The organism is Alkalihalobacillus bogoriensis ATCC BAA-922 (assembly GCF_000621445.1).
Taxonomy (GTDB): domain Bacteria; phylum Bacillota; class Bacilli; order Bacillales; family Bacillaceae_F; genus Bacillus_AO; species Bacillus_AO bogoriense.
In genome coordinates this window covers 167,725-188,088 of sequence record NZ_JHYI01000014.1, presented here as the reverse complement: position 1 = coordinate 188,088, position 20,364 = coordinate 167,725, and the positions used below count along the sequence as shown (strand labels likewise).

Genomic DNA, 20,364 nt, shown 5'->3' with positions numbered 1-20,364 from the left:
TTATGCAATTCCATCTATTATCCGGTATTAGCACCGATTTCTCGATGTTATCCCAGTCTACAGGGCAGGTTGCCCACGTGTTACTCACCCGTCCGCCGCTAACATCAGGGAGCAAGCTCCCATCAGTCCGCTCGACTTGCATGTATTAGGCACGCCGCCAGCGTTCGTCCTGAGCCAGGATCAAACTCTCCATAAAAGTGTTTGATATAGCTCAAAAAAAATTCATTGACGAGATATTACTATCTCTTTAATTCGCTTGGCTTTTTCTTGTTCAGTTTTCAAAGAACTATTTTTTGTCGCATTTAGCAGCGACAAAATTAATTATAACAAATCCTGTTGTTCAAATCAAGTCTTTTTTAAAAAACTTTTTTTCGCCGTCTGACAGCTATTTAATTATAACCGAAAAGACTCAAAAAAGAAAGAAAAAAGTTGATTTAATTGTTTGTCGTTTTTAGCGACGCTTTTGATTATATTACGATAACAATTAAAAATCAACCTTTTTTATAAAAAAAATAAAAATTCTATTTCTGTTTTTTTATTTCAAACGATTCTGTTATCTCAATACTATCTTTAACCGATTGTACCATTGAACAATTTTTCCTTGTCACATCTAATGACTTCTCAACTTTACCTTCATCTAAGTTTTCACCAGTAATAATAAAATGTAGATGTATCCTTTGAATTTCTTGTGCACCATTTTCATTTCTTGTCACATCTGCCGTTACTTCAATATCAGAGTACGTCATTCGTTTTTTTGTTAATACCTTCCGAAGTACACCACCACTACAAACCGCAATTGAGGACACTAATAGTTGGTATGGGCGAAAACCATATTGTTCATTTCCAGAAACAATTAGTGTTCCATACTCCACATTTGTTTCAAAACCATTTTCTCTCATCTTAAATTTCATTTTATATCCCCCTTACCCATACTATCTTACCTTTAGTTTACTTCGAAACAACAACAGAGTCACGTAATACGACAAAACCTTATCTTTATTTTTCTTGCATAATAAAATAGAAGTAATAAAATATGAAGAGGTATGACATCAAATTATCGGAGGCGTTTTATGAACACCGACCACATTCAACAAGCCAATAATCCTACATATCGATTAACCGTCCTTATTATTATGGTCTTAATTGCTGGCTTTTCACAAGGTATGCTATTACCATTACTCGCGATAATGTTAGAACAGCTTGGAGTTTCTTCATCATTAAATGGGTTAAATGCAACTGCACTTTATATCGGTGTACTAATCGCATCTCCATTTATAGAAAAACCAATTCGCAAATACGGATATAAACCTGTTATAACAATTGGCTTAATTTTGATTATCGGGTCCCTTCTGTTATTCCCTCTGTGGCAAGCTTTTTGGTTTTGGTTTGTATTACGAATGATCGTTGGAATTGGTGATAATATGATTCATTATTCCACTCAAGTTTGGATTACAACCACTAGTCCAGAAAATAAACGCGGACGTAATATCTCAATTTATGGACTTGCATTTGGTCTCGGTTTTGGCGCAGGACCAGCTATGACTCGTTTGTTATCGATAAACGAATATTTGCCCTTTGTCATCGCAGCGCTGACGAGTCTTGCTTCATGGCTTTTTGTATTAGCATTAAAAAACGAATGGCCCGAATCGGAAATTGAAACAGCAACAAATACCGGTTCATGGCATCGTTATAAAACTGTTGTTAAACTTGCATGGTTTGCTTTATTACCCGGGTTTTGTTACGGCTTTTTAGAAGCATCCATCCACGGTAACTACCCTGTCTATGCATTACGCTCTGGACTTACAATCGAACTTGTTTCTATTTTACTACCTGCTTTCGTCATAGGTGGGTTGATTACGCAATTCCCGCTTGGTCTTCTTAGTGACCGTATTGGTCGAAAACGATTATTATCAATCGTAACTCTACTAGGGGGAACGACGTTTATTAGTATGATTTGGCTCGAACAAAACACATCACTTTTGCTCATTGCCTTTGTTTTAGCTGGTGCCTTTGTCGGTTCCCTTTATTCATTAGGTGTCATGTATTTAGCAGACCTTCTCCCCAAAAATTTACTTCCTACAGGAAATGTCATGACAGCCATCAGTTTTGGACTAGGAAGTATTACAGGCCCCCTTATTGGAGGTATTATGATCGACTTTATCGAAACAGGGAGTATCTATTTTTCAATCGGTTCTATTCTTATTATTGTCTTTAGCCTAAGTCTTTTCTTTAAAGAAAAAGAACAAGAACAATCTGTACCAAAAACCGCTTAACAAAACAGGGTGTATGAAAAGACTTGTCCTCCTCATACACCCTGTTTTTTATATCACTTCTTTTATAATTTCGTGATTCGGTTTTGAAAAAAGATTTTTAGGAATCGTTTTAAATACCTTCGTATTGATTCTTGATTTCATATCCTTTACCTGCTCTGCTGGACCAACGATATAAATTCCTTTCCATTGCTTTTGCGTTGCTTCTTGCTCAAGAAGAGGCACTATTTCTTTTAACCAGCGTCGTTGATTCTCTTCTTGACGCTTGGCTATTTTGTCAACATGGTTTGCACTTGACGCTTCTCGGTCCGAGGCAGCAATTCCATCATGTTCCTTCCAAGCCATTTCATCTAATTCAAAGGAATAATACTTTTCTTCAGTTATTTCACCTAGTGTTACATCCAAAGTTAAAATATCTCGTTGCTGAACAACAACAATTCCTGAACGTGGATATTTAGCTTTTATTTCTTTCAACTGTTTCGTAACCGGAACTTGCTCCCAATGAAATTCATTTTTCACTTCGAATGGAAGCGTCTTTATTATAAATATCTTTTCATCGACAGAAGCAAAAACGAGCAGCCCGCGCTCGAAATTACCTTTTTGGTTTTGAATTTCTTTTGATACTTTTTTCTTAAGTTGCCTATAACTTCGTAGCTCTTTTTCTCCACCAGCTAATTCAATATATTCGTCTAGTTTCTTCAATCCGTTCTTTAACCGAATTTGCCATTGTCCTCCTTGAGATTCAAACGTATTTAAGTATAGTGACAATACCCCTTTTCCGCATCGAAACCCGTTAAGCTTGTCCCATTCTTTTGTTAATGCCATTATTGATACAACCTCCTTAGGAAAGAGTTAGAGGTCTATTACCTTCATCAATCAAAAATAAACATGAAAAAAGAAGGTGACCTGATATGGTCACCTTCTTAACCCAACTCCTAATGATACAAAGTGTTTCATCTGGGGCCGTATCGAATTTTGTTTTTCGGAGACACCTCTTTCAAGAGAATTATTCACTCACAATTAGAAATCGTGATGAAACTGTCCACCGCTATCACCTCATTGGTAATGTAACAACAATTTCGTATACGCTTTGTTGGGTAAGGAGCATTGCTGCGTCCTCGGTTATTATGATGTCCGATTACAAATAAACTATACATTATTTTTCGATCGATTTTTTAGGAATTGTTGAAGTCGAAATTTTCACTTGGTCTAGTGCATCCTTTGTTGTTACGACAAGGTCTTTTGAACTTTCTTTAATTTGATTTGCACTTGTTGATATCGTGTCAATATCATCTTTTAATTTTTTTACAGTATCAGAAAGCTGCTCAGAGGTTTCTTTCACTTGTGAATAAATCAATTCTCGGTTTTCCTTCACATAAGTTACTAATTCGAGTGAGGCATCCTTTGTCTCTTTTACTGATTTAATTACTTTTTTACGCATAGATCCATTCGCCATAAGCGCCAAAAAACCAATAATAGCTCCGAAAAGAATGCCTAGCCAAAAGCGATTGTTCTTTTGTTTATCCTCCATTAGAAAACACCTCATTCTCTACTTGTCTTTACTATATTTTAACAAGAACTAGGACAAGAAGAAAGTTCATTTATGTGAATGAATAATCATTCATTTTTTTTGGCGATAAAAAACAATACTGTCTTTCACACCTTTTGTTATCTTGTTTTCTTCTTCTAACAAATCAAGGTGACCAATTACTTCTGAAAAAGTTAAATCTGCTTGTTTTTCATATTTTTGCGGGAACAGTTCTTGCACAATCTCAAAAGCGTTTTTTTCTTTATCACCAAGAAGCTCCAATATATTAATCGCTCGTTTTTCCTGTTGCTTCAACCTTGTTGTCACTAATTCATGTGCTTGTTTAATCGGAATACCGTGTCCAGGGTAAACGATGTTTGTTTCTAAATCCACTAATTTTTGCAATGCTTTTCGATATTGCAATAGCGGTTTTGGCCTGTCACTTCCTTTATCTGGAGCTTCAAGTAAAGCATTAGATGAAATAGCTTGAATAAGATGATCCCCTGCAATCGCACTTTTATCACTTGGATTAAATAACATAATTTGGCTTTGAGCGTGACCAGGAACTTCTACAACACTCCAACCATATAACCCGTCTATACAGTCTCCTTCTTTTACGATAATATCTAACTCGCGTTGACAAGAAAAATCCATATATAACTGCAGTTGTCTTTTAATTTTTTCAATTAAACGTTGTGGCAAACCATTTTCTTGATAAAATTGTTCAAAATAAAGAATCACATACTGTAAAAAAACATTGTCTCTTTTAAGCCATTTTTCATTATTTTTATGTCCAATTATTCGACTGTTCGGAAATCTGTCTAACAATCCTACATGGTCTGGATGATGATGTGTGACAACGATTTGTTCAATATCATTCGGGGAATATCCTGCTTCTTTTAGTTGCATTGTAAAACTCTCCCACGCCTCTTCCGTTTTTGGCCCAGCATCAACTAAAGTCAAAGCCTCTGATTTCACTAAATAAACATTAACAGGCCCGACTAAAAATGGTGTAGGAAGAACAAATTCAATAATATTAGACGACTTTAAACCAACATTACTATTCATATTCCTACTCCTTTCTTTTTTCTTTTATCATATCTCACAATAGGAAAAGAAAAAAGATGCTTAACTAAAAGTTGTTAAGCATCATTCATTTATTAATTGTATACTTCTGTCAAAAATGAATCTGTATCTAATGGTTCAAAACCATCTTTTTCTTTACGTAATTCTTTTAACTCTTTGTTTAAGCGCTCAATTTTTCTTTGCATTTCTTCCAACACTTTCACTTCTACTGTAACCGTCATTTCTCTCCAACTCCTCTTTTTTTGTTTGAAAATTCTGATAATTAATTCTAAAAGGAATAGCAAAACTTTTGACCCGGTTCGATCCCCTTTCGAACGGTTGTTCAGTTTCACTGCACAAAAAATATTTTAATGATTTAATAAGTTAAGAATATTCTAGCAACATAAAATTCGTTTGTAAACTACTTTTTAAAATGTAAACGTTTCCATTTTGTTATTTTTTTTTACAAAACTTTAAACTTATTCACATAGTATTATCCACAATAATGTGAATATGTGGATAACATCGTCTGACATTTTTGAAAGTCAATTTTATCAGCTTTTTTACCATGTGAATAATGTGAATAAGTTTGTGGATATCTTTTCAGTTAGACTTTTGTTAAAAAACAAGAATTATACTTTTCAAAAAATTGTAACAATTCCTTAATATGATTAACATAAAAGCGGTTTACAATAGAAGTGCAAGAGAAAATCTTTGAAAAAGGTCTGATGCATATGCGAAAACATTCACTAACGTTTGAAGAGCTCGTAAATGAAAATAAGAAACAACTGTTAGAAGACCCGGAAGCGTTATCAAAAATTGAAAAAAGAATTGAAGACCGTCAAGCCCAAAAGGAGAACGAAAAATTAAAGAAAAATGCATAAGATATAGCTGTCAATCGGTTATTTCCTTCTTGTGATACTATACTAAATGTAGAAAAACACTGAGCATGCTCAGTGTTTTTCCTTTATTGATATTTATTTAAAATCGATTGGAGTTTAAGCGCGTGGCCAAGCTCCCCTTTTATTTTTAACTTCCCACTCATAAAAGCAACGGTAGGGTTTAAATTACCTTCAACAAGTTTTAAAAAGCTTTTATCGGACATCACAAGTGTACATTTTGGTTCATGTTGAACGCCTTCTACATACTCAACTTGGTCATTGGAAAATATAATTTGGTATGTCCCCTCTTCTTCACCAGATAAGTCAAATTGATATACTTTTTCAACTCCTGCAATTCCTTCTGGGTTACTGTTCATCTTTTCCTTTAGTTGTGCTAACGTTTCTTTTACCGCCATTACATGACCCCCTATAATGAATGAATTCTCATTCATTATACTATAAAATCGAGACAAATTTCTTTATTTTTTAAAAAAGTTCATTACGAATTTGCTCAAATACCTCTAGCTGAATTTGAGCTCTTTCATTTATTAATTGATGTTTTCCCTTTTCAATAAAATATACTTTCGTGTTAGGAAACCTTTCACAAATAAAGGTACAATTAAATCGCCAATCGACTGTCTTGTCTTTTTCACCTTGTATAATCACGATCGGTCGTGTAGCACTTCTGTTTCTTTTCATGTTTACATTCCAACGAATCATTGCGGTGACCCATGAAACAGGTAATTCCCTATACTGCAAAGGGTCTTTTTTCATTTCTCTTTTAAAACTTTTATTAGAAGTATTGTTACGTATTGTCCGTCTTACAGTTGTAATATGGTGTTTTGTGCAGAAATGACTAACTCTAACTAATGACCAATGAGCTGGTCGAATTAATGGTGCAAGCAAGATTGTCTTATGAAAAATATCTTTTTGAAAGATACCATTTAATACTGCTGCCGCCCCAGTACTATGAGCAATGACATCGATATCCGTCTTATATACCTGTTTCAACTGGGAAACGATTGAAATGACAGAATCACTATAATCTTCAAACTGATCAATCCCATATCGTTCTCCTTCTGATAAGCCATGGCCAATTAAATCAAAACTAACGACACGACAAGATAACGCGGTTAAATACCGAATCAATGGTGATAATGCGCCTGTATGGTCTAAATAGCCATGTAAGACGAGCACCGTTTTTTTTACGGTATCCTTTGGAGTAAATTCTTGAACTTTTATACTAAAGTCTCCTGTTTCATATGTACCAAAGCCATATTTAACATCTGTAGGCAAATTATAATAGTGAGTATACGTTTTCAGCGCCGCGTCAACTGCTGTCGCTTCCTTCCACCTAATTGGGTCTTTTCTTTTTTGCAACTCTTCTACCGCCTCTTTTATATTCAATTCCTGTTTTCCCCTTTCATACAGCACAGCGTTTTCCGACTCTCTTGGTTAAATTCGAAAAGATTGGAATAAGAAGTTAATAATTAACAAACAGTAACAGCGAATAAATTGAACATCTGAGAAGGGAAGGAACATCATGGATACTGTTATGCTTTCACGGGTATTATTTGGCTCGTCGATGGCTTTTCACATTATTTTTGCAACACTCGGGGTCGGAGTTACATTAATGATTTTCATTGCAGAAATTGTTCGTGCCATTACAAAAGATGCTGATTTCGGAACAATGGCAAAACGGTGGACAAAAGGGTTCGCAATATTACTTGGTGTTGCCATTCCATCCGGAACCATTGTCGGTGTCATGTTATCTCTACTTTGGCCAGGTTATATGGAAATTGTTGGACAAGTTATCGCTTTACCATTTCAAGTTGAGATTTTTGCGTTTTTTCTAGAAGCCGTTTTTATGTCGATTTACGTATACGCTGCTGATCGCCTTTCAAGTCTCATGCGAATAATTAGTGTGTTTTTCGTTGCACTCGGTGCGACTGCTTCCGCTGTTTTGATTACAGATGCCCATGCTTGGATGAATACACCAAGAGGGTTTGATATTGTTGGAGGGGCTATTGTTAATGTCCGTCCTTGGGAAGCTGTATTTAATCCTAGTGTGTTTGTTACCGCGTTACATGTTTTAGGTAGTGCCTATTTAACTGGAGCTTTTGTGATTGCTGCGATCGCCGCCTTCCGACTATTACAAAATCACCTCACTGACCGTGAACGAGCCTATCATCGAAAAGCACTCATACTCACTCTTATTTTTGGTGCGATCTTTTCTTTGTATACGTCCATAAATGGTCATGATACTGCTATTATGCTACATGAGCATGTTCCTGTAAAATTAGCGGCGGCAGAAGGCTTGTTTGAAACACAATCAAATGCTCCCCTTGCTATATTCGGAACTCCAGACCCAGAAGCTGGTCGAGTTGTCGGTGGAATTGAAATACCAGGAATGCTGAGTTGGCTAGCGACTGGTACAACAGATGGTGTAGTACAAGGATTAAATGAATGGCCGCAAGATGAATGGCCACCTTTATTCGTCCATACTTTGTTTAACATCATGGTTTTTATCGGCAGTGGCCTTATCGGGATTTCCTTTTTAGCTCTTGCCTATTATTTCTTTTTCGTACGAAAAAAAGGAAGACCATTTCCAACTTGGCTACTCGTCATGGTTGTTGCAACAGGACCATTAGCGATGATCGGAATTGAAACAGGCTGGATTTTCAGTTGTACCGGTCGGCAGCCATGGACGATATATGGGGTTCAGCGAACAGCAGAAGCTGCCACACAAGCCGGAAATATTGGAACATTACTTGTACTGTTTTTATTCTTATACGTTTTTTTACTTGTTCTCACCTTTCTTGTCATTCGGCACTATTTCAAACGAAACCCCGTATCAAAAGAATTACAGGCATGAGGTTATCCACTATTGAGAAGTGAGGTGTTGAGGTTTGAATGATGTTTATATTGCGATAACAATTATTTGGTTCTTCCTTTTTGTTTACGCCATTGCAGGGTCTATTGATTTTGGAGCAGGATTTTGGTCGATGTTTTATTACGGACGCAAAGATACAAAAGCGGCAAGTATCGCAAATCGCTATTTGTCGCCTTCGTGGGAAGTCACAAATGTATTTCTCGTCTTACTTGTCGTCGCTCTTGTAACATTTTTTCCGGGAGCAGCTTTTTCATTAGGAACAATTATGGTTGTCCCTGTTAGTTTTGTATTAATCTTGTTAATCATTCGAAGTGCCTTCATGGTATATTCGTATACCGTTCAAAAATATACAAAATCATTAACAGTCATTTCCGGATTAACCGGACTTCTTATCCCTGCCTTACTTGTAAGTATGTTACCGATTGCTATTGCAGGCTTTGTCGAGGATGTCGGCTCCACACAATATATTTTATATAATGAAGCTCTTTCATCTTCTACGTTTTATATGCATTTAGGATTTGGCTTAAGTACGGAATTATTTCTATCCTCGCTCTTGCTTGGTGACTACGCTAGAGAGGCAAAATCCGAATCAACTTACCATGTTTATCGCAAAAATGCGATTATCCTTGGCCCTATTACGCTAGCTTTTGCTGTTGCTGCTACCTTTACGCTTATACCAGAAGCTCCTTGGATGGTCGAAAATATGGTCCATGAATGGGAATTATTCGCATTTTCTCTTATCGCCTTCGGTGTCGGTTATAGTGCACTCTGGTGGCCGTCAAAAAAAGTATCTATTGGACAACCACGCGTTGCTGTAATCGCGATTGTCATTCAATTCGGCTTGGCTAGTTTTGCATACGGCTCCGCTCATATGCCTTATTTACTTTACCCTGACTTAACAATTTACGATGCATTCACAAATGAAACGATGTTCCGCTCCTTGTTAATTGGTTATGGAATTGGACTTGCCATCTTAGTCCCTGCATTTTGGTGGTTCTGGCGACTCTTTATGAAAGATAAACGATATTTACAACCTGAAAAGCAAGCAGACCATTAAAAAAAACGAGGAGCGTCCTTTTCTTTCAAGCGAAGTGCTATACCAACATTTTTATACTCCCTCACTCGTCTCATTTTTGCGGTCAGAGCAGCCGTTATTTGTGAACATGATAGGGGTTTCCGTTTTTTAGCGGCCACAGGAGCGCTTATTCACGTAAAAGCAACTCTATTCCTAGCGATATATTATGATTAACTGCTCCTGTGTCCACCGACGTTCCAAAACGCTAGCAATGTTCACAGATAACGGTTTTCATGACCGCTTACTTACCATAAACAACAAAGTCGCTAACCCGATAAACATGACCCAACTGTTGAATGATTCACTTGGGTCTTTTCTTGCTTGTCTCATAGTACTCCAAATCCCTAATTCCTTCTAAGAATGTATTAGAGCAATGTTATACACAAGACGACTATTTTATAATTTTCTAAACAATAAGAAAAACACAGGTGCGTCTTTTCATTTCAAACGAAGTTCGGAGCCTTCGCTCTTCTAAAATAAGCTTTCAAAGCTTCACTGCTATACCAAAATTTCTATGCTTTCTTATATATTAAAAAAGAGCAGCAAAAGAATATTCTCCTTTTGTTGCTCTTTTTCTTTTAGTCGTTACGGACATACGTTCCGCTATTCTATAAAAAATAGCCACTTTCCGAAAGCTATCGGACGTGTGTTCCGTTATTCACTGATTTCATAAAGAAATCAGCATCTTTTCGATCATATAAAGGAACAGATGTCCGTTCGGTTGAACAAACATTGAAATTCCCTATATTAACGGAACACATGTCCGAACGCTCCTTATGTGAAAACCTTCTTATCAAAAAATAAAAAGCCAACAGACGAGCAAAAGGACAATAACAATAATAGGCAGTAGAATAACATAAATCCATAACTGATTGTTCAAACTCTTTTTTCCCGTGTATTCTGTATCTTCTGTTTTTGTTAATGATAATGTAAAAATCAATGAAAATAAACAAACAGCAAATACAAATATAAGCAGTATATACATAATTCCTCCATTACAATATGTCTTTCCACTGTTGTTTTACCGCAAGAATATGTTGAGCATATTGTTTTTGTTCTTCCTTTGAAACATGTTTATGACCATATCTCACTTTCGTATACGTGTTAATAATTTCCCGCTTATGCTCATCATCATGTAAGGGTAGATGCAAAAGCCATTCTTCAAGCGTTTGTCCTTGCTTTCTTCCGATTCCCTTTTTTCTAGCTGTTAATTCTAGCCCAAGTAATAACTTTCTCACTTCATGTTTCGGTTTTTTTCGTCGCCAAAACGATGAGGTGTTATTAAGTTCTTCTACATCATTATCTCCATCATATACTATTGTATTTTCCGATTGAAAGCGAACTGCTCGTCTCTTCTTAAGTACCCTCAGAGTGAAAGAGACAGCAATGGTAAGAAAAATTCCCCACAACAGAAGTGATCCAACCATCTCCACCCAACCGAAATGTGGGAGAATTTCTAATAATTGTGAAGCATCATCTTCTAGCCCTTCTTGTAAAGATTCTGCTCTCTCCCCTTCTTCCATGACTTCGTTTTCTCTAACAAATAATTCTATAATGTAAAACACTGGGATTGATAATAATGTATACAAAAATACAATGACTTGCATGACATACAAAATAATATGAACAAAAAAAGCATAAACGGCCCAGCCTATCGCTGTTATAACGACGAGAATAAAAAGAACACTAAAATTCCAGCCGATAAAAGAATGTCGGTCTCTATGAGTAAACTCTACACTTACTGGCGATTGAAAAGATTTCAAAGAAATGACAAGCAAAAATTGAATGACAACGAGTAATAAAAACAAATAATTATTTTCTAGCGAAAAAAAATGTAAATAGAACACGACACCAACAATTAGCGTCGTGAAAAATAGATGCCATGCCTCTGTTTCTCCTTCTATAGTCGCAACAATTCTCCAAAATAAATATCCAGCTAATAGGATTGCTACTATATAATAAAAACCCACTATAAAAGCAAGTACGGCTATAACTGGAATGGTGATGAAACCAACCTTTTTACTATTCCATTTTTTTAATAGAACATGATTTAAATAATAAGCACATACCAATATAATTAGAAGCGGAAAAACAGGGGGAACCGTACCTGCTGTCATATAAAAGGGGAGAAAAACGAGATAGAGGAACGTTATTTCAATTAAAAGAATGAGAGAACTACTTACATTCCGCCATTTCATCTTGGCCACCCCCAATGGTTACGACTTGACCTACTTCTTCTTCAGATCGGATATGGTAAACCGTAGCCCCCTTTTTCATCCATGTCCGTAATTCACTGCCAGCCTCTCCTGCAATTGGACCAACATAGAGAAAAACATTTTGTTCATTTTGATTTTTCCTAGCATAATGCATCATTTCCAAGGTACTCGTTACCATGGCATTCGTGTTAACCCGCGCTAATACTTCCAACACTTTGGCTAACTGTTCTTTTCCCGTTCCGTATGACAAATGGACGACGGGATTCGTGGCACTTCTTATATTCAAGTATATTTCATAAGCAATATGTTGTTTCGTTGCATAATGACATGCAAATGCTAAATGGCTTATCATTTGTTCTAGGTTATCCACCATTTGGTTATTATGAACAGGATTTTTCAAGTTTACGAGGAAACACCACTTTGTTATTGTTGTCATTTCATACAATTTTGTTTGTAACTCTTTTGTCCTTGCTGAAGCTTTCCAGTTAATTCGATTAAAAGGATCACTTGGAACATAGCTTCGTATCCCCCTAGGACTCATAACATCTTCATGTAATGAATGTTTAGTCGGTCTCTCACCTTGAGTATGAAATGATATATTCGTCAAACCGGAAACTGGTTTTAAGCTAGGGTACACAATCATTTCTCCTCGAAACCCACCGCGATATTGGAGACGATTTTTTCCTAACTTACAAAAATCAAATACTTCTAACTCGATTGTACGAAGCTGGACAACCCCTCTTTTTACAGCCTTTATCCTTGTTTTATGGATTATATGTTTTTTACTAGGAATGACGACCGGATACTTGTAAACACTTTGCTTGTTTTGCGTTTGTCCTACCACTTCTATCGATTCATCAGGAGCATAAACAAAAAATGTCATTTCTGCATAGGAAACTGGAAGAAATGACTGATTTACGACCGGAATAGAGAGGATATCCTCATCTCCTGGAAACATCCGAACCGTCGTTTTCTTCGCTGGAATGGATACATAATGACGCATCTTCTTTACATACACTGAATTTAACCATAAAAAACATGAGAATAACACGAATAAACTAAAAAGCCATGGTGATTTCGAAAAGATAACAAACAGGCCAAGCAAAGGAATAGACCACATTAAATAATGGTAAACCTTTGGAACAATCACTTCTTCTGTCCAGTTCATGATTGCACCGCCCCAGATTCAACTGGAACTTCCACTTTCTCTAAAATATCTGCTAATACTTGCTGTTTCGTTTTTCGCATGGACCCTTCAATTGATAATACGAGGCGGTGCGGTAATACATACCTCGCCATTTCTTTTACATCGTTAGGAGTAACAAATGACCTTCCTGCAATGAATGCTTTCGCTTGAGATGCGCGCATAAGTGCAAGTGTTCCACGTGGGCTTGCTCCTACTTCGACAAGAGCAGATTGCCTTGTTTCTCTCACTATATGTAACAAATATTTCTCAACATCTTCAGATAACTGTACTCGTTTCATCTCTTGTTGCATCTTTATCAACTCTTCAATTGTAAAAACAACATTCAATGATTCAAACGGATTTTCTTCCTTATACATATGCAACATTTGTTGTTCTTGTTCAATATTCGGATATCCGACTTTCATTTGCAATAAAAACCGATCCATTTGTGCTTCTGGTAAAGCAAACGTTCCTTGTTGCGAGTCGATTGGATTTTGCGTTGCAATCACAATGAATGGGGTTGGAATTTTTAATGTTTCCCCATCAATCGTTACTTGCCCTTCCTCCATCACTTCCAATAAACTTGATTGAGTTCTTGGTGTAGCCCGGTTGATTTCATCCGCTAGTAATATGTTCGTCATGACTGGGCCGGGTCGCAACTGAAACTCTTGCTCTTTCGGATTAAAAAACTGAATTCCCGTAACATCACTCGGCAACACATCTGGTGTAAATTGAATGCGACGGAATTTTGCTTCACATAATTTAGCTAACGTTTTTGCAAGTACCGTTTTTCCGGTTCCTGGAACATCCTCTAGTAACACATGCCCACGACATAACATAGCAATGAATAGCAATTCAGTTATCTTTTCTTTTCCTACCAGTACATTACCGATCGCTTTCTTTACTTCTACAAGCTTTCTCCCAACGTCCATAGAAACCTCCAACACCGGTAATAGACCTACCATTTTTGTAATAGATTAACACATTACACTCTTACTTTCCATTGAACCATTGTGTTCTAAGCACTTTTACTAATTGGAAACAAAAGGGTGCTTACGAATGTACATCTTGTTATCAATTTGCCTTAATAAAAATGTAGCAACATCTCGGCTCGTCATTTTTGTGCCTGGCATATTTAAAAGATCTTCTTTTATCACCTTTACTTCTTGTTGGTCAACAATAAATGGAAGCCTAACGACAGTCCAATCTATATCACTTTTTTTTAACAGCTCTACTTCTTTCTCTTTATCTTTTATCATTTTAGGAAACAGCAGTTTAAATAGTGTTGCACCAATTCTATTAATCAATGTTTTCTTATCTCCTTCTAACGTAAGTGAACCGCCTGCTACGGTAATATACCGATTGACATTTTCCTGTTTCATAGCAATAAGTATCTGGCTTGTCACTTCTGAAAAAATTGCTCGTTCTCCTTTTGGTTGACCTATTGTATTAATGACAACATCACTTCCTCGAAGAAGTTGTGCAATAGCTTCATAATTTCTTGCATCACCTTTTATGACGGTTACTCTTTCGTCGACGACATGCACTTGCTTTGGGTTTCGAGAGAGCACTCGCACACGGTAGCCTTTTTCTATTGCCTGCTCCACTATATACTTTCCCACTTTTCCATTACCACCAATGATTGCAACACAGTTTGTCATATGCCAACTCCTCATCTTTTCTTACCTACCTTTACGAGTAACTCGTATTAGCGGTTGCAAAAAAACTTTATATTCTCTACCCCAGCATCTAGTAAATCGGTTATAATAATGATAGAATTTACCATTTTATATCATAGTGTACGATGATAAATCACGATAGGAGTGGGAAAAGAATGCCTCAATCAGTTCTACCTCAATATAGTTTAGAAGTGTTATCGATCTTGAAACAAAGTGTACAAGCCACTGAAAAAGAAACGATTTCGTCAGAGAAAATAGAACAAAAAGCTCTATCCCTCTCAAAAGTAGACGCAATGGATCATTACACAACTTTCCTTTTCCCTACAATCACAAGTTCAGATGTCTTTATGATCGTTAAAGAAATCTTTAACATCCGTCTTGATGAAGTACCGACTTATCAGCGGGCAACGACGTCAATCGTTATTCCATCCTTGGTTGTTACTGATGAAAGTATTGCCCAAGACTCAAAAGCAGTTATTGATTGGCAAATTCAAGTCGCAAGAGATCAGCAGCTACCCTTGAATATTCGTGAACTAGTCAATTATATTTTTGGCATTAACTTAAAAGGCATCGCTTCATTAGAAGGTACAGGAATTGCCTTATATTCAAAAGGACAATGGATTTCAACATATCCAACAGATTTATTTGTCGTCCATACTGGCTTTAAAGATGTCGATGTTCGAATTATCCCTACCGAATATTTCATTGACCATTATGGTAAAAAAGCTATTCCAGTAGAACTCCAACAAGCACTTTCTCCATTAGGTTTCCTGTATGATGAAGAAGTGGGAGAATGCCATTACACAAACCCTACAGGTGAATCTGTCGCAGATGATTATAAAGTGCAAACAATGGGGACGATTATAAAATTCAATCAAGCAAACTATTCACGTTTACTATAAGAAAAACGCGGAGCGTCTTTTCGTTTTAAAGCTTCACTGCTAGACCTATATTTTCTTATCCTTCAACAAAAACGGGGATGTATAAAAGGTTAATCTTACCCTTTTATACATCCCCGTATCTTATCGCCCTTTTATTTACCAAAGGATGATAAAAACTTCACACGGTCTCCCATTGGCGGGACATTGTTATCCACAAGTGCAATTTCTACCAAAGTGGGGCCTTTTAAGTGTACAAGACGGTCAACCATTTCCGCCGTTAAGTCTTCCATCTTTTCTACGCGGAAACTCGGAATATCCATCGCCTCTGCCATTGCAGCAATACTCATTGGTTTTTGTTCAAAGCTTGCGTGCGCTCGTTTGTATTGCAGAGAATGTCCGTGATAGACCATTCCAAGTCGAGCGTTATTCATGACAACGAACAAAATAGGAAGATTATATTCTTTAGCTGTTAAAATTTCCATTCCATGCATAAAGAAACAACCGTCTCCGGTAATACAAACAACTGGTCGGTTTGGGTCTGCGAACTTTGAACCAATTGCTGAACCAATCCCACTTCCCATTGCTCCAAAGTGTACATTAATTTCAAAAGAATCTTCATCTACCACATTCATATGGTGAATGACATAGGCCATAAATTCACCAATATCAATCGTATACCTTGTATTTTTCGGAAGTTGTTTTTGTAATGTAACAAGTACATTTTTCGTATTGTAATCAACGACTTCATTAATAGGCTGCGGTTTTTTAACAGGTATGGGTTGCTTTTTCATTACTCCTAAGTTTTTTAATTCTTCAATTAGGAAAAGGAGTGACAAATGAATATCACCAAAAACAGGAATATCAATATTGTATTTCCGGTTAAAGACTGACTCATCAAAATCAAACTGAACGGTAAAACGGTCCTTTGTTAAGTTTTGATTCCAGTTGTTAGTTGCCGTTTCACCTAAACTCGACCCAATAACGAGTAACGCTTTTGCATCACCCTCATTAATGTATTTCGATACATTTTCATGACCAGCAAAACCAAAGATTCCAGCCAATAGTGGATGGTCGTCTTTAACAAGTCCCTTTGCCTGTGGCGTAGTAATTATTGGCCAATTCAACAATTCAGCTAATTCAATCACTTGGTCAGTGGCATGACGAGCACCTTGTCCTACAAACACATATCCACTTTCCTTTTCAACTATTGCTTTAGCTACTTGGGCAATCGTATCTGCATTTGGCACGATTGGTGCACGTTTTGGAGGAGCAGGAATATCAACCGGTGCGACATCTTCAAGTTGAACATTAATCGGCATCGCGATATGGACAGGACCAGGTACACCTGAAACGGCGATTTCAGTCGCTTTCACAATTTCTGAAAGTAAATCTTCTGCCTTTGTGACGGTTACACTATACTTTGTCACAGAACGATAAATAGGTTCAGCATCTAACTCTTGAGAAGCGTTTAATCCCACTGTATTTACTGGTACAGCACCTGTAATAAACAGGACAGGCAAATGTTCTCTCATAGCATTAGCAGCTCCGGTTACTAAATTTGTTCCACCAGGTCCACTGCAACCGATACTTACACTTAATTGGTTTGAATATTTGGCATAAGCACACGCCATATAAGAAGCGGCTCCTTCATGCTTTGTAATGACAGGAGTAATTTCTGGCATATCATATAGTTCATCAAAAAAAGCATTGACGGAACCTGCAGGTATGCCAAAAATATACTTCACCCCATTTGCCTTTAAATATTCTAAAACCGATCGTACTGCTTTCATCAAACTCCTCCTCTTTCCTTTGTTTGTAATTTATTTTGGCAAAGATAATATTCAGCAATGTCTTTAGCTATAATAGGACGACTGAACACATACCCTTGCATTAAATAACAACCTCTGGATAACAAAAATTCAGCTTCTTCTTTTGTTTCGACTCCTTCGGCAACTACTTGTAAATTTAAATTTTGCGCTAATATAATAATCGTATTTGTAATTGCCGCATTATCTTGGTCAGTCGTTATGTCTTGCACAAACGACTTATCTATTTTTAATGTAGTAATCGGAAAATTTTTCAAATATCCTAATGATGAATAGCCTGTCCCAAAATCATCAATCGAGATATGAGTCCCTAACCGTTTTAATTGCTCCATTGTGTGTAGTGTGACTTCCTTGTTTTTTATAATTTGATTTTCGGTTAATTCTAAATGAAGGAATTCCGGCGGCAAGCCGACTTCATGTAAAATTTTTTTAACAACCGAATATAAATTATTTTGTTCAAATTGACGAACGGAAAGATTCACTGAAACACTAATTTTCGGGTACCCTAGTTCATGCCATTCTTTTAATTGTTTACATGCATTACGCAAGATCCATTCTCCGATTGGCACGATCAGCCCCGTTTCTTCTGCGATGGGGATAAATCGATCTGGTGGAATCATTCCTTCTGTTGGATGGTTCCAACGTAAAAGAGCTTCTACTCCAATAATGCTATTTGTTTGAAAATCAATTTGTGGTTGATAATAAATCATTAATTCTTCTTTATCTAACGCTTTATATAACGCATTTTCAAGTTTAATGCTGTCAAATGTTCGCATAGCCATTTCCGACTTATAAAAATGAAAATTATTCCCTGATAGTTCTTTTGATTTATACATTGCGGTATCCGCATTTTTAATTAGCTCTTCTGTTGTTAAACCATCCTCCGGAAATAAACTTATTCCGATACTACTTTTCACATACACCTCATGTCCCTTTAAATTAAAGGACTTTGAAAAAGACTCGTTTACCTTTCGAACCGTGCTCAAAACTTCAGATTTATTTTTTATATTAGGTAAAAAAATTGTAAATTCGTCTCCACCTTGACGGGAAACGGTTGCACTTTTTGGCACAGATTCACGCAAGCGGTTTGCTACTTCTCGTAACAAAAAATCACCATAGCTATGTCCTAATGTATCATTAATTAATTTAAAACGGTCTAAATCTAAAAAAAGAACGGCAAGCCTCCCCTCATTTAATTGGGCATACTTAATTCCTTGGTTTAACCGGTCTTTTAGTAAGACACGATTTGGTAGATTCGTTAAGCTATCATAATAAGCATGGTAACGAATTTTCTCTTCCATTTGTTTACGTATCGTTATATCTTTAAACGTTACAACTTCCCCAACAACTTCTTCTCCTTCTATAATAGAAGAAATAACATACTCTACTGGAAAAGCTGAGCCATCTTTACGGAAAAACAAGTCATCATTGTTATGTTCATTTATTTTATACTCTTGGATTGTAGACGAACTTTCGGTCTTTTTCTCGTTACGTGTTTGTTTGAAAATAATTGATGAAGATTGTCCAATAATTTCGCGTGGTTCATACCCTAACATCGCTTCTCCAGCAGGATTACAAAACGTAATCTTCCCTTCAAGGTCAAGTCCGAAAATACCTTCACCCGCTGAATTTAAAATTAATTCTTTTTCACGGCTTAAACGCTGTAGTTCTGCCACTACGTTTTCAAGCTCTTTGTTTTTTACCGTGATTTCAAAAGTCCGTTCCTCAATTAAAATTTCTTGTTTTTCCATGTAAAGCAAGTTAGATAATGTCGATGCAGTTGCATCTACGATGGATTGGGCTAACTGCATATCTGTTTCTGAGTATATTAACTCTTTATCCTCAAAATTGGGGACAGCGATTAACCCAAGGACCTCTCCCATTGACACTAATGGAATCATAAATAGACCATGAATACCGAATTTCTTACACGCCTCATGATTCGGTCTAGAATCTTTTGTTACATCAGGAACTAAAATGGCTTTTCTAGTCTCAATCACTTCACGAAATAGCTCATCATTAGCAGGGTCGACGTTAATCCGATTATGCGTTTTCATCCATTCTTCTTCAGACCACTCACTATCTTTACTTAATTTAGCAGGTTTAATTTTTTTACCAGCAAGTGGATCCAATAAATGAACACCGACATTCGAATTATGTAGGACTTTTCCAATATAATAGAAACATTTATCTAAACTTTCTTGCATGGTCGAGCACATCGACAAATCACGGGTCACATCTAGCAATAATTGTTTTTCTTTAATTAAATTTTCCTTACGTGTTAAATTATTTGCATTTTGTATCGCCACGGCAGCCATATTAACATACGACTCTACCGTTTGTATTTCCACTTCTGATAGATTCATCGGTATCCCATAATCAAATAAAAAAACAAGTCCAAACAGTTCCTGCTCGTAAGAAATAGGAAGTACAAGTAATGATTTAATTCCAAAGCCCTTAACAGCCCTAGGGTCAGGTCGTGTATCTTTTGAAGTGTCAGGAATGTAAATGGCCGTTTGTGTTTCTACTACTTGTTTGGCTAGTAAGTCATAATCCATATCAATGACATGCATATCTAATGACATACCATTGATTAGCTCCGGTTTCCCTACGTATCCTCTAAATGTTCCATCTTCTTGTGGCAGATAGATACCAACGGAATCACACTGAACAATTTCCTCAGAAATAGCCGTAACAACATGTTCCAAAACTTGTCTTAATTCTAGTTTTGTATTAATCAGTTTCGTGATGTTTGCAAGTCTTGAATATCTTGATTGTGATTGGTCCAAAACCTAACTCCCCCATTCCCCTGCTGTTTCCTTCTACCAAATGTTGTCGGTTTCCTTTATATAAACAAAAACTTA

19 protein-coding genes and 1 rRNA gene are annotated in these 20,364 nt (G+C 36.6%); 5 read left to right on the top strand and 15 right to left on the bottom strand.

The window, feature by feature from the left end:
- Together T323_RS0107560 and T323_RS0107555 are read right to left on the bottom strand one after the other, a co-directional pair.
- Positions 1-196: ribosomal RNA gene (locus T323_RS0107560) — 16S ribosomal RNA — on the bottom strand; the annotation flags it as partial.
- A 325-nt stretch (positions 197-521) separates the two neighbouring features.
- Positions 522-911: an OsmC family protein gene (locus T323_RS0107555; protein ID WP_026672726.1), complete on the bottom strand. Its 390-nt coding sequence runs from the start codon at positions 909-911 to the stop codon at positions 522-524.
- Positions 912-1,070: 159 nt separating this feature from the next.
- On the opposite strand from T323_RS0107555, the gene T323_RS26275 reads away from it, so the two are divergent.
- Positions 1,071-2,273 (top strand): MFS transporter, encoded by a 1,203-nt coding sequence (locus T323_RS26275; RefSeq protein ID WP_035178045.1) that lies wholly within the window; start codon positions 1,071-1,073, stop codon positions 2,271-2,273.
- A gap of 48 nt (positions 2,274-2,321) precedes the next feature.
- Here the strand turns inward: T323_RS26275 and T323_RS0107545 are convergent, their stop codons facing one another.
- From T323_RS0107545 to T323_RS29140, 4 genes are all read right to left on the bottom strand, one after another.
- Positions 2,322-3,095 (bottom strand): VLRF1 family aeRF1-type release factor, encoded by a 774-nt coding sequence (locus T323_RS0107545; protein WP_026672725.1) that lies wholly within the window; start codon positions 3,093-3,095, stop codon positions 2,322-2,324.
- 331 nt (positions 3,096-3,426) lie between these two features.
- Positions 3,427-3,801 carry a YtxH domain-containing protein gene (locus T323_RS0107540; protein WP_026672724.1) on the bottom strand — a complete coding sequence of 125 codons (375 nt, stop codon included), beginning with the start codon at positions 3,799-3,801 and terminating at the stop codon, positions 3,427-3,429.
- A gap of 90 nt (positions 3,802-3,891) precedes the next feature.
- Positions 3,892-4,866 (bottom strand): MBL fold metallo-hydrolase, encoded by a 975-nt coding sequence (locus T323_RS0107535; protein WP_035178042.1) that lies wholly within the window; start codon positions 4,864-4,866, stop codon positions 3,892-3,894.
- A gap of 92 nt (positions 4,867-4,958) precedes the next feature.
- Positions 4,959-5,105 (bottom strand): hypothetical protein, encoded by a 147-nt coding sequence (locus T323_RS29140; RefSeq protein WP_169737881.1) that lies wholly within the window; start codon positions 5,103-5,105, stop codon positions 4,959-4,961.
- A gap of 492 nt (positions 5,106-5,597) precedes the next feature.
- On the opposite strand from T323_RS29140, the gene T323_RS26270 reads away from it, so the two are divergent.
- The gene (locus tag T323_RS26270; RefSeq protein WP_084309181.1) at positions 5,598-5,747 is read left to right on the top strand and encodes an FbpB family small basic protein; all 150 of its coding nucleotides are present in this window, start codon (positions 5,598-5,600) and stop codon (positions 5,745-5,747) included.
- An 83-nt stretch (positions 5,748-5,830) separates the two neighbouring features.
- On the opposite strand, the gene T323_RS0107520 is transcribed toward T323_RS26270, so the two are convergent.
- Both T323_RS0107520 and T323_RS0107515 read right to left on the bottom strand, forming a co-directional pair.
- The gene (locus tag T323_RS0107520; RefSeq protein ID WP_026672722.1) at positions 5,831-6,160 is read right to left on the bottom strand and encodes an SCP2 sterol-binding domain-containing protein; all 330 of its coding nucleotides are present in this window, start codon (positions 6,158-6,160) and stop codon (positions 5,831-5,833) included.
- A 70-nt stretch (positions 6,161-6,230) separates the two neighbouring features.
- On the bottom strand, positions 6,231-7,151 hold the full coding sequence (locus T323_RS0107515; protein ID WP_026672721.1) for an alpha/beta hydrolase: 921 nt from the start codon (positions 7,149-7,151) through the stop codon (positions 6,231-6,233).
- 136 nt (positions 7,152-7,287) lie between these two features.
- Here T323_RS0107515 and T323_RS0107510 point away from each other — a divergent pair, with 136 nt between their 5' ends.
- Both T323_RS0107510 and T323_RS0107505 read left to right on the top strand, forming a co-directional pair.
- Complete coding sequence (locus tag T323_RS0107510; RefSeq protein WP_026672720.1) at positions 7,288-8,619, top strand: cytochrome ubiquinol oxidase subunit I; 1,332 nt, start codon at positions 7,288-7,290, stop codon at positions 8,617-8,619.
- A 34-nt stretch (positions 8,620-8,653) separates the two neighbouring features.
- Positions 8,654-9,694, top strand: coding sequence for a cytochrome d ubiquinol oxidase subunit II (locus tag T323_RS0107505; protein ID WP_026672719.1), 1,041 nt, complete (start codon positions 8,654-8,656; stop codon positions 9,692-9,694).
- A gap of 811 nt (positions 9,695-10,505) precedes the next feature.
- On the opposite strand, the gene T323_RS0107500 is transcribed toward T323_RS0107505, so the two are convergent.
- The 5 genes from T323_RS0107500 to T323_RS0107480 all read right to left on the bottom strand — a co-directional run bounded on the left by T323_RS0107500 (position 10,506) and on the right by T323_RS0107480 (position 14,775).
- Positions 10,506-10,697, bottom strand: coding sequence for a hypothetical protein (locus tag T323_RS0107500; RefSeq protein WP_026672718.1), 192 nt, complete (start codon positions 10,695-10,697; stop codon positions 10,506-10,508).
- 10 nt (positions 10,698-10,707) lie between these two features.
- Complete coding sequence (locus tag T323_RS0107495; RefSeq protein ID WP_026672717.1) at positions 10,708-11,910, bottom strand: DUF4129 domain-containing protein; 1,203 nt, start codon at positions 11,908-11,910, stop codon at positions 10,708-10,710.
- Positions 11,888-13,096 carry a DUF58 domain-containing protein gene (locus T323_RS0107490; protein WP_026672716.1) on the bottom strand — a complete coding sequence of 403 codons (1,209 nt, stop codon included), beginning with the start codon at positions 13,094-13,096 and terminating at the stop codon, positions 11,888-11,890. The genes T323_RS0107495 and T323_RS0107490 overlap by 23 nt, the downstream gene beginning before the upstream one ends.
- Positions 13,093-14,046, bottom strand: a complete 954-nt coding sequence (locus tag T323_RS0107485) for an AAA family ATPase (protein WP_026672715.1) — start codon at positions 14,044-14,046, stop codon at positions 13,093-13,095. Before T323_RS0107485 ends, T323_RS0107490 begins: the two co-directional genes overlap by 4 nt.
- Positions 14,047-14,145: 99 nt before the next feature.
- Entirely contained in the window at positions 14,146-14,775 is a 630-nt protein-coding gene (locus T323_RS0107480; protein ID WP_035178036.1) for an NAD(P)-dependent oxidoreductase, read from the bottom strand.
- A gap of 173 nt (positions 14,776-14,948) precedes the next feature.
- Here T323_RS0107480 and T323_RS27875 point away from each other — a divergent pair, with 173 nt between their 5' ends.
- Entirely contained in the window at positions 14,949-15,695 is a 747-nt protein-coding gene (locus T323_RS27875; RefSeq protein ID WP_051556436.1) for a hypothetical protein, read from the top strand.
- A 131-nt stretch (positions 15,696-15,826) separates the two neighbouring features.
- Here the strand turns inward: T323_RS27875 and T323_RS0107470 are convergent, their stop codons facing one another.
- Complete coding sequence (locus T323_RS0107470) at positions 15,827-17,464, bottom strand: thiamine pyrophosphate-binding protein (protein WP_026672713.1); 1,638 nt, start codon at positions 17,462-17,464, stop codon at positions 15,827-15,829.
- A complete protein-coding gene (locus tag T323_RS0107465; RefSeq protein ID WP_026672712.1) occupies positions 17,464-20,289 on the bottom strand; it encodes an EAL domain-containing protein in 2,826 nt (941 codons plus the stop codon). The genes T323_RS0107470 and T323_RS0107465 overlap by 1 nt, the downstream gene beginning before the upstream one ends.
- Positions 20,290-20,364 lie beyond the last annotated feature (75 nt).